This is a genomic window from Paenibacillus sp. BK033, assembly GCF_004345425.1.
Taxonomy (GTDB): Bacteria; Bacillota; Bacilli; order Paenibacillales; family Paenibacillaceae; genus Pristimantibacillus.
In genome coordinates this window covers 1-13,986 of sequence record NZ_SLVP01000002.1, presented here as the reverse complement: position 1 = coordinate 13,986, position 13,986 = coordinate 1, and the positions used below count along the sequence as shown (strand labels likewise).

At 51.1% G+C, this 13,986-nt stretch carries 10 protein-coding genes; 1 reads left to right on the top strand and 9 read right to left on the bottom strand.

Features of this window, described 5'->3' with window-relative positions; all coding sequences use genetic code 11:
• Window positions 1-20: 20 nt before the first annotated feature.
• The 9 genes from EV294_RS07190 to EV294_RS07150 all read right to left on the bottom strand — a co-directional run bounded on the left by EV294_RS07190 (window position 21) and on the right by EV294_RS07150 (window position 12,289).
• On the bottom strand, window positions 21-1,145 hold the full coding sequence (locus tag EV294_RS07190; RefSeq protein WP_132305348.1) for an alanine racemase: 1,125 nt from the start codon (window positions 1,143-1,145) through the stop codon (window positions 21-23).
• A gap of 60 nt (window positions 1,146-1,205) precedes the next feature.
• Window positions 1,206-2,753, bottom strand: a complete 1,548-nt coding sequence (locus EV294_RS07185; protein WP_132305346.1) for an FAD-dependent oxidoreductase — start codon at window positions 2,751-2,753, stop codon at window positions 1,206-1,208.
• A gap of 56 nt (window positions 2,754-2,809) precedes the next feature.
• Window positions 2,810-4,885: a right-handed parallel beta-helix repeat-containing protein gene (locus EV294_RS07180; RefSeq protein WP_132305344.1), complete on the bottom strand. Its 2,076-nt coding sequence runs from the start codon at window positions 4,883-4,885 to the stop codon at window positions 2,810-2,812.
• A 116-nt stretch (window positions 4,886-5,001) separates the two neighbouring features.
• The gene (locus EV294_RS07175) at window positions 5,002-6,771 is read right to left on the bottom strand and encodes an amylo-alpha-1,6-glucosidase (RefSeq protein WP_132305342.1); all 1,770 of its coding nucleotides are present in this window, start codon (window positions 6,769-6,771) and stop codon (window positions 5,002-5,004) included.
• Window positions 6,772-6,812: 41 nt separating this feature from the next.
• A complete protein-coding gene (locus EV294_RS07170; RefSeq protein ID WP_132305340.1) occupies window positions 6,813-7,643 on the bottom strand; it encodes a carbohydrate ABC transporter permease in 831 nt (276 codons plus the stop codon).
• Window positions 7,636-8,523, bottom strand: coding sequence for a carbohydrate ABC transporter permease (locus EV294_RS07165; RefSeq protein ID WP_132305338.1), 888 nt, complete (start codon window positions 8,521-8,523; stop codon window positions 7,636-7,638). The genes EV294_RS07170 and EV294_RS07165 overlap by 8 nt, the downstream gene beginning before the upstream one ends.
• A 38-nt stretch (window positions 8,524-8,561) precedes the next feature.
• Window positions 8,562-9,872, bottom strand: coding sequence for an ABC transporter substrate-binding protein (locus EV294_RS07160; protein WP_132305336.1), 1,311 nt, complete (start codon window positions 9,870-9,872; stop codon window positions 8,562-8,564).
• A gap of 71 nt (window positions 9,873-9,943) precedes the next feature.
• Entirely contained in the window at window positions 9,944-10,918 is a 975-nt protein-coding gene (locus EV294_RS07155; protein WP_132305334.1) for a LacI family DNA-binding transcriptional regulator, read from the bottom strand.
• Window positions 10,919-11,005: 87 nt separating this feature from the next.
• Window positions 11,006-12,289, bottom strand: a complete 1,284-nt coding sequence (locus EV294_RS07150; RefSeq protein ID WP_132305332.1) for a Gfo/Idh/MocA family protein — start codon at window positions 12,287-12,289, stop codon at window positions 11,006-11,008.
• Between the two features lie 163 nt (window positions 12,290-12,452).
• Here EV294_RS07150 and EV294_RS07145 point away from each other — a divergent pair, with 163 nt between their 5' ends.
• On the top strand, window positions 12,453-13,283 hold the full coding sequence (locus tag EV294_RS07145; protein WP_132305330.1) for a helix-turn-helix transcriptional regulator: 831 nt from the start codon (window positions 12,453-12,455) through the stop codon (window positions 13,281-13,283).
• Window positions 13,284-13,986: the final 703 nt, after the last annotated feature.

The following is a 13,986-nucleotide window of genomic DNA, read 5'->3' as shown; positions in this document are numbered from 1 at the left end:
CAACCTTTCTCGCAAAATAATTACTGGATTCGGCCGCGAGCATCAACGGTAATCAGCCTCTCAACCTTCCGGTGACGTACGCCATGCAGGGCATCGTGCAAATTCGTTACGGTACAGCAATGGTTGGGAATAAATTCGAGCCGGTCTCCAATAGACAACTGTACTCCTTCGGGAACTTTGACGATGCCATGCTCTTCGCTGAGGCGTTCGATGTACACCGATGGATCGCTTCGGAGAAAGCCGTAACCCGGACGGTGCGGATTCGTATCGCTGCTGAATGTTTTCGAGCCTGCATCGATAATGGCGGTCCCGGGGCGAGGCGTACTGACAACGGTCGCCAAGATGGTCATGGCAAGCTCATCCATGGTGATGGAACCGATCGCCAGCTGGGAGATGTCGCCGAACACGTAGGCGCCCGGTCTTGTTTCCGTAGCCCCTGTCTGTTCCGCAATAAACTTGGAGGTCGGAGTTGATCCTACGCTGATTTCGGGAATCCGAATGCCCGACCTTTCCAGCAACTCCTTCGTTTGGACCAGGCCGCCGACCTCTTCAGCGGCTGCTTCCCGGAGCTCGCTCAGGCTCTTCTTGCCGTAGGCATGACCGCCATGGGTCATCAGCCCTCGGACCTCGACACCGGGCATGCCTGCCATTTGCCGGATCAAAGCGGCGGTCTCCTCGCCCGGCTCGCCGCCGCACCGGTTCAGGCCGGTGTTCACGTCGACATACAGCGGAATACGGTAATTAAGGGATTCGCCCAAACGGGATATATCTGCAGCTACGGCAGCGTGATCCGTGGATATGGTAACCTTGATCCCGCGGTCGATCAACGCACGAAGCCTGCCAAGCTTGGCTTCGCCGACAAGCGGAAAGGCGATTAACAGATCCTCGACCCCCGAATCAGCAAGCACTTCCGCTTCGCCAAGCTTGGCGACCGTTAAGCCGCAAGCGCCGTATTCCAACTGCTTGCGCGCAATCCATATACTTTTGTGCGTTTTGAAATGCGGCCTTAGTTTCACTCCGGCACGCCTCGCCAGTTCCGCCGTCCACTTGATATTTCGTTCGAGTATATCCAAATCGATAAGCACTGCCGGTGTATCCAGCTCCGATAGGTCCAATGGTCGGCTGATAATAATCGCCTCCTTCATGTTTCAACGTAAAGAGCCTGACGATATACGAACGTCAGGCCGCTAACTTAAGACATAGTGCTACGCATCCAGCACCTGTCCGTCTAGTACCAGTCGTTCACGAAGCCTGGCGTAGTCGATCTCCTGCACGGCGCAGCCGGCTTCCATAGCAAGCGCGGCCGCCGTTGCCGCGGATTGCCCGAGAATCATGAATACGGGCTCCATGCGAATCGAACCATAGGCGATGTGTGAAGAGGATAGACAAACAGGCACAATCAGATTCGTGCATTCCTCTGCCTTAGGTACAATAGAACGATAGGAAATCGGATATGGACCGATAGGGTTTATTTCCACATTGCCTTCATTGACGCACCGGCCGTCCAGCACAAGCCTTCGGCAGTTATGGGAATCCATTGTGTACGTAGCGAGTCCGACGGAATCTTCTACCACGGAATATTTACGGCAATGATGCTCGGTCATGACGACCTCGGCAATCATACGACGGCCTTCCCTTATATATAACTGATGCGGCCAGCCGCCCGTCTCTTTGAACTCGTCAGCTGGCAATCCCCACTGGCGTGTTTCCGCACGGACGTGGGACGGGACGGATTCATCATTCGCGAGAAAATAGAGCATCCCCAGATTATAATTCACATGGTCCTGAAAGATAGCCTCACGAGCAGCATAGGTCCCCTCCGGCCAATTGTAGTTAGCCCCGATATGATCGGTGCTGACCGCGCCTCGGTTGTTCAGGTCGGATTTGCCCCTGGGCATGATTTTATTCAGCTTCAAAGTATCCCATACCCCATCATGGATGTACCGGGCCAGCAGCGCAAACCGGTCGGGGTTATAGTTCGGCGGCTCGGGAAAAGCGATCCGGTTATTCGGAACATTCGTCAGGCATATACGGAAATTGTAAGCCTGGACGCTGCGGTCTCCCTGTCCCTGATAGCCCGGCGATTCATCACTGATGCCTGGAAGCAGTCCGCTGCCTGGTTTCCCCGGGATCCTGTACGGATCGGTCCAAGCATAGAAATTATGCTTCGGATGCCCGAAGTGAATGCCGTTCAACGTCTCTCGGTATACCGAGTTCGCTTCCCGGCCCACATGAAAGGACACACCTGCCCGAGCCATCAAATCTCCCTCGTAGGTAGCGTCAATAAATACAGAGGCTGTGAAAGAATTACCGTTCTCCATCTGCATACGGACGATCTTGCCGTTCTTCATTTCGACCGTGTCAAGATGCTGCCGGTAATACACAGGCGTTTCCGCACGTTCCAGCCATTCTGCAAAAATAGCTTCCGCTATATGCGGCTCGAAGGCCCATGCGGAGCCGTCCGGCTCATCGCTGCCGTAATGCCTGCCGATCGTTCGGTAAAATTCCCGGGATATTCCGCCGATAGCATCCTTGTTACCGACATCCGTGCGGCCTAACCCGCTCGCGGTCATCCCTCCCGGATGATTGCCGAATTCGGCTATTACGCAGCGGAGCCCCATCCGGCTTGCTTGAACAGCTGCGGCTATCCCCGCAGGAGTGGCGCCATAAATGCATATATCCGCTTCAATATGCTCCGGCGTTCCGGCTGCTGCCTGCGGTGCATAATAAATTAATTTACTGAAATCAGCCATCTTTTTTCATATCTCCTTATCCCGCACGGACTTGTTCTCTATGAACTGCGGCTCCTTCATTCCCCGATTGGTACCGTTCCTTCTGTAACCGGTGGCGTTTCGGGAGCTGGAGTTGCGGTTCCATCGGTAACCGGTTGCTCAATCGTTCCGGGAGCCGGTTCTTCTGTAACCGGCGGTTCTGTCGTTTCGGTAACCGGTTTTTCAGTCGTTTGGGGAGCCGCAGCTTCAAACCATCCGCCTACTAAACCGACGATATCCCAGTTACCGTCGGCCCGCCCGCTTAAAGCTATCAAATCGCCGGGATTCGCGGATTGAAGCTGTCCCTTGAGACCGGTAGGCGTTCGGATCGACGATCCGGACTGCGGCGTCAGCATGACCGGATAAGCCGTCTCAACCGCGAACGATATCAGCTGTCCCTTCCTTGACGGCGGCAGCGTGAACGCAGATGCGCCAGAAGCGCCTGTATTGGTGACAAGATGTCCATTGGCACCCGAGTCAATCACTGCTTCGGACGACAGCGTGAGCTCCGGCCGCGGGTACAGGTCTGCGAACACCAGGTCTGCAGCCGGATCTACATATAGCAGACGCTGCTGTCCCCCTTTAGCCGTGCAGTTGATAAACCGGATGTCTCGAATGGTTTCCTTGCTATTTTTCTTAACTGAAAATCCGCGTGCAATCAAGGGTACCGGCCGCTCATCGATAGAAGCGCATTCCACAAACTCAACGTTGCCGATGGCCGTTCTTGGAAATTGCGGCACGGTCGTGACAATGAAAGAAGAGCCGTAACCATAGGGGTCTTCAGGCATATTCACCGTATTGCAATTGACCGCTCGGCAGCGTATGAAGGACACCTTGATGCTGTCCGGAGAGTTGGATAAGACCGAATACCCGGCATACTGCTCCTCTTCCGCCACGCAATCGATGAACTTAACCTCTCCCTTAACCGCGTTCGCTCCTTCCCCACCGTAATTGACCGAGCTGCCGAAGGAATTGCCTTTGGTGCGGCAGTGCTCGAAGGTAATATCAATGCGCGGATTAGCTGCAGTCATCTTCTGAAGCGCAACGAGAAAGCCCCGCCCGACATTGCCCTCGGCCACGCAATCCACAAACCGGATTTTTTTCAGGGGGTCTTTGCCTGAACTGTTGTTGGGCTCGATATCGACTCCGCTTTTTGGAGCTGTGCCCGCCGAGCTCGTGAACCTGCAGCTCTGCACCAGCAAACCGTCCACGGTAGTGACGGAAAGCCCCTGCCTGCGGTTATTGTTAGCCGTACAGTTCAGCAGGACAATATCCTTGCTATACGGCTGAGACGCTTCGTAATTGCCGATATAGAAGCCGTCCCCACCACTGTCGTTCGCATGGATCCCTTCGATAACGACATTTTCCGAACCGCTGATATCGAAAATATGCGCCTGTTCCCCGGAGGTGTAAGCAGATTGCTTCATTTGCAGGGTAGCCCCGTTGCCGATGATATGCACATGCTTCGCATTTTTAATTCGGACCAGCCGTTCATAGGGAGCTACTTTTTTTAACGTATCGATCGCTTGGATCACGGTGCCGGGTTCGAATTCGATAACAATGTCGCTCGGCACGATCAATTGGCCGGACAAATAATAACTGGCTTTTTGCTTAGGGATATACAGACGTTTGCCGGCTGCGGCGTTAAGGGCATTCTGCAAAGCCTGCGTTTCATCGGTCACACCGTCACCAACAGCGCCGAACCAGGAGAGTACAATGGTGTCTCCGAATACCCGCTTGAATCTTTTCCCCTGCGTCGTTACGACTACAGTTCCGTTATTGTCCGCCGATGTCGTATCTGCGTTGTCAACCAGGAAAAAACCTTCCTTGCCTTTATCCGTCACATAGTAGGCAGCCTCAGGAAGACGATCTGCCGTTGTTCTCAATCCGCTCAACGTCACGGTCATACACGGTTTATTGCTTGAACTGTCAGTAGTGGACGCGGACGTGGCTGCCAACACCAGCTTGGGGTTGATCAGGCCTCCTACAGTAAAGGCGATCACTCCCGCCCCAATGGAAGCGAGCAGCTCCCTTCGGTTTAACTTCATCCCCGATCTGTCTTTGGTGGAAACTTCCGCAATTTCTTCATTCGGATTTGTCTGTTGGTCACTCATACCTCAGAACCCCTCTCAGAAATATGTTGGACTAGCTCCCAAATATAAACCGGAGTGACGGTTAGTTGACCTTCGTAAGTAACTGTGACTAGAAATTAACTTACATGTATTTCGCGCTAACCGGACATGGCTTGGTAATCTAACAGCAGACGGGCGGTTAATGCAGCCGACCAGTGAAAATCGCGGATCGGGTCGATCTTTCGACGCAGATCGTATTGCTGCAGAGGCTGACCCTTCCGGCAGCATTGGGGCGGAGGGGTGTTGTCTACCGCGTCAAAATATTCAAAAATGACGCCATATCGCTCATACCAGAACTGTAAAGCAGCAATCGTTCTCTCTGCCAGCTTCCGCGCTTCCTCCTCCTTCCCTTGTTTGCGCAGCCCCGTAATAACCAGGTAATTCGTGCTGAGCCACACAGGTCCGCGCCACATGTCCGTGGAGAATGAAGACTCGGAGACGGCGGTGCTGGGAACAGGCAGCCTTGTTCCGAAGTGCCGCGGGTCGTGCAGCATTGTGAGCAGGCGCTCCGTCCTTGCTGCCTGTATATCCTCAAGCAGTAGTGGCATGAAACCGCTTACAGATTTCACTTTCGATAGGCTGCCGTCCATCGCAAGATCGTAATAAAATCCGTCTTCTTCGTCCCACAGTGTACTGTGGACTTTTGCCGACATATCAGCCGAACGCCGGGACCAATTTATAGCTCGCTCACTGTCTCCCAGCTCTTCGGCGATCAGGGACATATATTTCATATCAGCGGCTGCATAGGAGGAAAAATCCACGGCATCCAGCTGCACCGCCTCATCGAATCTCGGAGAATTATCCATACCGGATTCGCCGGACCGGCAAAGTGGATTGCCCTCGATCATCCATTCCAGAAGTCCGTTATGATTACCATCCCGGTGCCCAAGGATCCATTCCATATAACGCTCCAGACGCGGCAGCGCATATTCCAGAGCGGTCCGATTCTTCGTAAACCGGAAATTCTCCCAAACGCCCCAAGCCAGTATAGGAGGCTGCGTAATGGAAGAAACCGTACCGTCTACTCTGCTTATATGCGGAATCATCCCGTCGCCAAGCTGAGTCTCGAGCACGCTCCGGAGAAACATCCAGGAGATATCGGCATTTATGCTGTTCATGGCGAAGGAATGAAAGACGGAATCCCACAGCCACATGGCTCTGTGCGGTACCCGGTCAGGTGTCGACCACATCTGGCCGATTGACGCCTCGGCAGAGAGCGTATTCACTTTCATGACGCTTACGCATTTTTTTAACAGCCTGGCTCTTGCAGGATCGTCAAGCAAGGGCAGCTTGTCATAGATGGCCAGTCTTTCCTTCGCCACCTGATGCCGATCCAGCTTGAGGGCGACAGCTGCGCGATCCGTTGCTTCGGCCGAATTCGTCCCGAAAGCCAATGTCCAGGTTCGTTCATCCGCAGCTAACAGAAGCGCAATAACATCCCCGTTTGCGGAATCCTCAGTGATCGTTAGCTTTCCTCCATCAGAACGCACCTCCATCCTCCGTATCATCCTATCCCTGTTCTCCCCTTCGCCGTCTGCGAACTCGATGGCTATTGCTCCATCATTGGGCAGATGACCGATCAGCGTATGCCAGGCTGCATACGTCATCATCATCTCGCCTCCGGCAGTATCGGCAATCAGCACATCACCCGTGGCGATCCGTACCTTGCCGGAATCGGCCGTTCGAACTTTAAGCAGCCGGCGGGCAGGCGTATGAATAAGCAGATTGTAGCCTGTCGATCCTGCGGCAGCGACGAACTGCGACCGTGTGTCGGTAGCTCCGTCAAGCCCTGAAAATGCAAACAGTGCTCCCTCTCCCCAAATATCGGGCATATTCGTCCATACGGGTGTCGCCGATTCTGCTCCCATCTCCGTTTCCCTCCTTTCTATTCCCTTTGTTCCTTATGCAGTCAACCTTTTAATCCCGAAGATGCGACACCTTGAATGAATTGCTTCTGAGCGAAGAGAAACACAATCAGAACCGGAATAATCGTTATGACGGAACCGGCCATAATCATAGTCGTCTTGTTTTCTACTTCATTGCGAAGAAACAGTAGTCCAAGAGGCAGCGTATACATTTTTTTGTCCTGTAAATAAATAAGCGGCTCCAGCGTGCTGTTCCACGAACTGATGAAGGTAAATACGGCCAGAGCTGATATTGCCGGTTTTGTCAGGGGCAGATAAATTTTATAAAAGATGGTCCATGGATTCGCCCCATCCACCCAAGCCGCATCGTACAACTCCCTCGGAAGCGTTTTGTAAAACTGGTGCAGCAGAAAGATGCCAAATGCTCCTCCCAGAAAGCTGCGCAGGTAAAGCGGATAATACGTATTGAGCATATCCAGCTCTTTCCATATGAAATAAGTTGGAATCATCGTGACCTGCGATGGAAGCATCATCGTCCCCAGCATCGCCAGAAAAATAAGGCCGCGTCCTTTAAACTCGAAAAACGCAAGTCCGTAAGCAACTAACGAGCAGGAGATGACCATGCCCGCCATATCGAGAACGGTGACAAATATGCTATTCATCGAGTACCGTACAAAATTAACCTCGACCCAAACCTTATAGTAATTGTTCCATTCAAACGGATCGGGCCATAGTTTTGGCGGCAGCGTCAATTCATCGCCTGGCTTCATGAGTGACGTAGTGAGCATCTGCAGAAACGGTACGAGCATGAACAGCAAGCCGCCGATCAATACGATGTAAGCGGTCCATCTCAGACCTAACGACGGCTTATTCATAATGGACCCACCTTTTCTCCATTTTTTTCTGAAACAGCGTTACCAGCAGAATGATAATGAATAAACCCCAGGCCCAAGCGGATGCTGCGCCCATCTTGACGTTCAGGAAAGCGTCGCGATAGATCATAATGTTGGGCACCATATTCCTGTCATGAATGGAGTTGATGTCTCCCTTCTCGCCAAGCATAACCAGAAACACGTCAAACGCGTGAAACGCCGAAATCGTCGATAGGATCATGACCATATAAACCATCGGAGATACGATTGGTATCGTAATTTTCGTGAAATATTTCCAGCCGTTGGCACCGTCGATCCGGGCAGCTTCCATGATGTCTTTAGAAATGTTTTGCATCCCCGCAAGGAGAAGCACCATTGAATATCCGGCACCTTTCCAAATATTAACGATCCCGATCGAGCCGATGACCAGCCACCATTTTTCGCTGCGAATCCAGTTGACCCTGTTTAGACCCAGAGATTCCAGCACCCAATTCAGAATCCCGAATTCGTTATTATAAATCCAGAGCCACACCAGTCCTCCGGCCACCCAAGGCGTAATGACAGGCAGAAAGTAAACCAGCCGAAAAAACGTTTTCCCGCGAATTTGCAAATTCAACATGTAAGCCAGCAGCAAGGAGACTATCGTCTGACCTGGCACGAACAGCAGCGCGAAGTAGAATACATTGCGAAGCGCCAGCCAGAATACGTCATTATGCACCATTAGCGACCAATTCCTCAGTCCGATCCAATGCGGCGCGTTGAACAGGTCCCATTTCGTATATGTCAAATAAAACGAGAAGAAGAACGGGAACAGGAAGAAGACGGCTAGTTGTATTAAAAAAGGAAGGGTGAAGCAGAAGCCCCACCAGCCTTGTTTGCGCATCGAAAGCACCTCATTCGACCGGACCTTGGAGTCCGTGCTTATTTATTCTCGTCCAAAACGGACTGCACTTTCTGCTGTATTTCCTTCGCTCCGTCGGTCGGCGATATTTTACCGTCAAGGATATCGTTCAATATCGGAGTCGCCGCTGCGCGCCATTCGTTCCAGGACGGATTCTCATCTAGTGTGCCTCCCGCCTCCTCGACCCCTTTCGTAAAGGCTTGCTTATTCGCCGGCTTGCCGGTCGACTTCTCGAGCGCTTCAAGCGTCGTCTTCTTCACAGGCAAGCTGGCACCGCTTTCAGATAAAAACGTCTGTGCTTCGTCGCTTAAATAATATTTTAGGAACGTCCATGCCGCTTCCTTGGCTTCAGGTTTCGCCTTGGAGTAGATCAGCCATTGGTTGACAACCACTGGGACGAACCGTTTGCCGTTAAACCCTATAGGAACCTTAACGACATCCCAGTCCAAATCAGGCTTGTTTTTGTTCAAGTTGATTTGACCGGAATATTGAAGGAATGTCATCGCCGTTTGTTCACTTTGGAAATAATTCTGGTTCGTCTGCATCTCGCGGGTTGGGCTGATTTTATCCTTAAGTATCGTATCGGACCAACGGGTCAAGCCTTCGATCGTATTCGGATCGGTGAATGTCGCTTTTGTCAAGCCTGCATCAAGCGCTGAGCCCCCGGATGCTTTGATCCATGGGATCCATCCCTGGGTAATAGAGCTAGCCGTTTGAAAACCATATATATCCGTCTTCCCGTCGCCGTCTGTGTCCTTCGTCAATTTCTTAGCCGTATCAATCATATCTTGGTAAGTCCAATCGTCGGTAGGAAACGGGACATTATTCTCCTGGAAGAGTTTCTTATTATACACAAGCGCGATCGGGTTCACGCCGTGCGGAATGCCGTAGATTTTACCGTCGGGCGTCTTGGCGGACAGCAAGGAATCGATATAATCCTCCGTCTTCAAGTCTCGCTTAATGTACGGCTCGAGGTTTTCGGCAACGCCCCGAGTCCCGTAACCGAGGATAACGGCATTTTCCTGAAACCAGATGTCAGGCGCGTTGTTACCCGCAATATTCGTTACGATTTTGGTTGTAAAATCAGCCCAAGGCGCTTCTTCGATCTGCAGCTTAATGTTGGGGTACTTCGCCTCAAAGCCGTCGATGATTTTTTTGCTTGTAATATCATAGCTGCCGGGCAAACCGATTTTTAAAGTGACTTCTTTCGGAGCAGCCGATGGTTCGACGGACGTGCTGGCCGAAGGAGTATTCGAGGTCGTTTCCGAGGAACAGGCTGCAGCGGAGAACACAATCAAAACGGATGCCGAGAAAAGTTTGAACCTTTTCATAGAAGAACCTCCCTTTGATAGGAACGAAATAACTTGCATGAAAAGTTACACGTGTTCGCAACTGCATACACTTAGAGGCGTCCAGTAGATTTTCGCACATTCAGCTCGCATTTGATCTCAATATCCTCCAGGCGGTCTTGGCCCTGCCCCTCTTTGCCGGCTATGATTTTCAAGGCAAGCGCTGCCAGTTTCCCAATAGAGGGACCGACCGTTGTCACTGGAATCTCCATCCTCTCCATCTCCGGAATATCGTCATATACAATTAACGAATAGTCACCCGGCATACGAATTTCCCTATCTCTGAACAGCTTCATCAGCCCGAAGGCGTAAGATTGACTGTCGACAATAAAGGCCGTCGGCCTGTCGGGACTATCCAGCAGCTCCGCGACCCGCTGTTCGGGAAAGGGATCCCCCTCTTTGGCGGCAATCACGTAATGCTCATGGTAGTCCAGCCGCTGTTCCAGAACGCCTCTGGTGAAGCCCAGCTGCTTGTCGGAGGAGTCTCCGACGAAGGTAATTCTGCGGTGTCCTTTAGCCGCCAAATAGCAAACGGCCTCATAAATCGCTCCGCTGCGGTCAATGCCGATCCGGTGCGCGCCCTTCAGGACGCCGCCGCCAATCAGAAGCATACGCCCGTGAAAGAGTTCCTTCTGCTTGATGAAGGCCATATCAGGCTGCCATCCCGGAGGACTCCAGAAGATGATCCGATCGACGAAATGCTCATTGAACGCGCGAAGTCCGCGGGGCGGATCAGCCAGCGAAATCATCACGTCCAGTCCCCGCCTGGCGGCTTCCTGCTGAATCTGCAGGCTGAGGTGATGAAAGAATAATGCTTCCGACTTTGGCCATAGCAAACCTATGGTCTGCGTTTTCTTGTCGGCTAGTCTTCGAGCGGCCTGATTCGGGATATAGTTCATCTGTTCGGCTATACTAACGATTCTTTCGCGGACGGCTTTGCTCACTCCCGGTGAGCCGTTTAACGCTTTCGATACGGTGGGATGGCTTACGCCTGCAGCACGGGCAATATCCTTAATGGTTACTTTCATGAATTTGGTTGCTTCCTCTCAAACGACGTATCTATTTCCAATATATGTTACACGTGTTCGTAAATAGGACTGCAAATCTTGCAAAAATTAATATTTGACCAAACCCTCGATCCTGATCTGACGTCCGGTTCGCATGGAGACATTGCCTGCAATCCCCGTTAAAATCGATAAGGCTCCGTCAATATGCGAGGCAGCGCGGTTCAAGCGGTCGGGCTCCGGTTCTCCGAACAGATCGTTCAACAGAATCGGATCACCTCCCCCATGCCCTCCGCTGCTTTCCTCAATCTCGACTTCATAAGCCTTCTGGAACATCGGTTGTACGGTCAACTGCTTGTAGGAAAGTGCTCCCTCATCCTCCTTCGCCCCCGCTGAGTTGATGTACGATCGTTCCACGACCTTCAGCTCCATTCTCCCTTTGCTGCCGTTAAATACGACATTAAACCCTTCCCAAGGCTGGTAAGCGTTAAGCGAATAAGTCAGCAACGCCTGGTTCTCGTATCGAACCATAACTCCAAGCGTATCCTCGATACTAATTCCGTCGCCGAACACGCTTTGATCCCGTTGATAGCCGTCTGCTGTCTCCGCGTCCATATACAGCGCCTTCAAATGATCGTTAGAATCCAGATGAAGCGCGAACGGGTCTTTTTTTGCCGCATCGCTGCCGAGCGCCCGCTGGTAAAATTGCGTGACTCCCCTGCGTTCCGCATTTTCGCGTCCGTAATACATGAGACCGCCCATGGCAAATACCGATAGAGGGTGGGTTCCCAGCCAGAAATTAACCAAATCGAAATGATGAGTCGACTTATGGACGAGCAGCCCTCCGCTGTTCCGTTTATCCCTGTGCCAGCGGCGGAAATAATCAGCACCATGTTCGGTGCTAAGCAGCCATTCGAAATGGACGGAATGAACCTCGCCGATAACGCCATCCATTATTAGTTCGCGTACTTTGGTGTTATGTGGTGCATAGCGATAATTGAAAGTAACTCTGAGGCTGCGCCCGGTCCGTTTCACCGCATCGAGAATGTCCTGGCACTTGTCCTCGTCAATCGTCATCGGCTTCTCGGAAATGACGTCGCAGCCAAGCTCCATAGCCCGGATAATGTACTTATGATGCGTTCTATCTATAGTCGTGACAATGATGGTGTCGGGCTTCTCCTTCTCAATCATCGCATCGAACTGATCTGCGCCGTAAACGGGGATTTCGGGGTGGGCGTACTTTTCCCTGAGCAGCCGGTTCGCATAAGATAGCCGGATAGGGTTGATGTCACAGAAGGCGACGAGCTTGGTACGGTCACGGTATTCCCCTGCAAGTGCCCCGTAATAGAATTCGGCGCGTCCGCCTGTACCGACCAACGCATATTTTTTTTTCATCTAAGCTACTTCCCCTTTCTCGTTTTCTAAGCGCTTTCATTGTAACGCAGTAAAACATTCCTTTCTGCCGAATAATTGCGAAGTTATCCCGCTTTCTTCGCAATTCTTGCGCATTTTTTTCAGAATATAGCACTAATATGGAGTAAAGGGAGGGGACAATAGAATGCAGAAAGATTTGTTCATCCACCACCATAAACGGAACGGCTTCTACACCATGCACAAGAATCATTTTCACGACCAATACGAAATTTATTATTTAATCAATGGCGAACGGACTTATTTTATTAAAGACTTGACCTATCGTATCAGCGAAGGCGATCTTGTATTCATTGATAGATACGAGCTTCACAAAACAGGCGACGTACGTCTGCCGAATCACGAGCGTATTCTGATCAATTTCGCCGACGGCTTCTTGCGCCATTTCAGCCAGCCGCTGCTGTACGAACCGTTCCGGATGAAAATCAGACGGCTTTCGGTCCCCCCTCAGGAGCGGGAATGGGTGCAAACCCTGTTATTAGAGATGCTGAAGGAGTCAAGCGATGCTCTGCCAGGCTCCGAAACGACACTCCAGGCTCAATTGGCTAGACTGCTCATATGGTGTGTACGCCGGATGAACCTCGGAAGCGTAGAGGATTTCGAACATGAGAGCCCCGCCCATAAAAAAATTGCCGAAATCGTCGCCGCCATCAACGGCAGTTTCGATGAGCCTTTATCCTTGGAATCCGTATCCAAAGAGCATTACATCAGTCCCTATCATCTAAGCCGCATGTTCAAGCGTGTAACCGGATTTTCCTTCGTCGAATATGTAAACAGCATCCGGATCAACGAGGCACAGAGGCTGCTCCGGGAGACCGATTGGAAGGTTACGATGATCGCTGAGCGCGTTGGTTACGAGAACATCGGCCACTTCGGACGCGTCTTCAAAGAAATAGCCAAAACAAACCCCCTTGAATATAGGAAAACAGTCAGGCGGGCTGGTCATTCGTTAGATTGAGCTAAATTCACCAGTAGACCAAGAATATGATTCTCATAAAAGAAAAAAACCGCAGTATATGCGGCTCCCAATGTATCTATTGTATAGATCTCAGGTTCTCAACGCCCTAATGAGCTCCGAAAATACCCGGCAAGTTTGTCTCTAGTTTCGGGCTGACAAAGATGTTCCAGTCGTCATTATCTACACTTGTTTACTTACCACTACTGTGGATAACAATCGTTCTGGCACATGCTTGGGCAAGCAAATACAAAATAACCAAAAACTTTATTCTTCTATGTAGTTGTATTATCGTTGATGCAGCGATATATGGAGGAATTCGTTTTATTGATGAAAATGATTTTTCTAGGTAATTGGGATAATCCTGAATATAAACTGTACCGCTACCCATTATTAAATCAATATACAAATACCTTTTTCTTTAATGCTTATACGTTTGTAGGTGTTGGCAATTGCATTCTCGATTGGCTCAATAATTACTATTATGACTAAGAGGAGCACTCATTAAATCGAGGCTCTTCTTGTTTTGTTGCACTATCCTCCCTTTACTTCAACAAAGGCTGTAGCAGATCCTTTGATCTGCTACAGCCTTTGTTGATTGAACTATAGTGCCCGTTAGCCATCCATGCCCCTCACGGGGCACCACAGAATAATGAAAATTTTGCTGCGGCGTTTTATACTATTCTTACGGCTGGTGAGGAAGGTC

What these genes read in the sequence shown, in the direction of transcription:
- EV294_RS07165 (WP_132305338.1), bottom strand. Translation starts at nt 8,523, where the DNA reads ATGCGCAAACAAGGCTGGTGGGGCTTCTGCTTCACCCTTCCTTTTTTA.
- EV294_RS07145 (WP_132305330.1), top strand. Translation starts at nt 12,453, where the DNA reads ATGCAGAAAGATTTGTTCATCCACCACCATAAACGGAACGGCTTCTAC.
- EV294_RS07170 (WP_132305340.1), bottom strand. Translation starts at nt 7,643, where the DNA reads ATGAATAAGCCGTCGTTAGGTCTGAGATGGACCGCTTACATCGTATTG.
- EV294_RS07175 (WP_132305342.1), bottom strand. Translation starts at nt 6,771, where the DNA reads ATGGGAGCAGAATCGGCGACACCCGTATGGACGAATATGCCCGATATT.
- EV294_RS07155 (WP_132305334.1), bottom strand. Translation starts at nt 10,918, where the DNA reads ATGAAAGTAACCATTAAGGATATTGCCCGTGCTGCAGGCGTAAGCCAT.
- EV294_RS07190 (WP_132305348.1), bottom strand. Translation starts at nt 1,145, where the DNA reads ATGAAGGAGGCGATTATTATCAGCCGACCATTGGACCTATCGGAGCTG.
- EV294_RS07180 (WP_132305344.1), bottom strand. Translation starts at nt 4,885, where the DNA reads ATGAGTGACCAACAGACAAATCCGAATGAAGAAATTGCGGAAGTTTCC.
- EV294_RS07185 (WP_132305346.1), bottom strand. Translation starts at nt 2,753, where the DNA reads ATGGCTGATTTCAGTAAATTAATTTATTATGCACCGCAGGCAGCAGCC.
- EV294_RS07150 (WP_132305332.1), bottom strand. Translation starts at nt 12,289, where the DNA reads ATGAAAAAAAAATATGCGTTGGTCGGTACAGGCGGACGCGCCGAATTC.
- EV294_RS07160 (WP_132305336.1), bottom strand. Translation starts at nt 9,872, where the DNA reads ATGAAAAGGTTCAAACTTTTCTCGGCATCCGTTTTGATTGTGTTCTCC.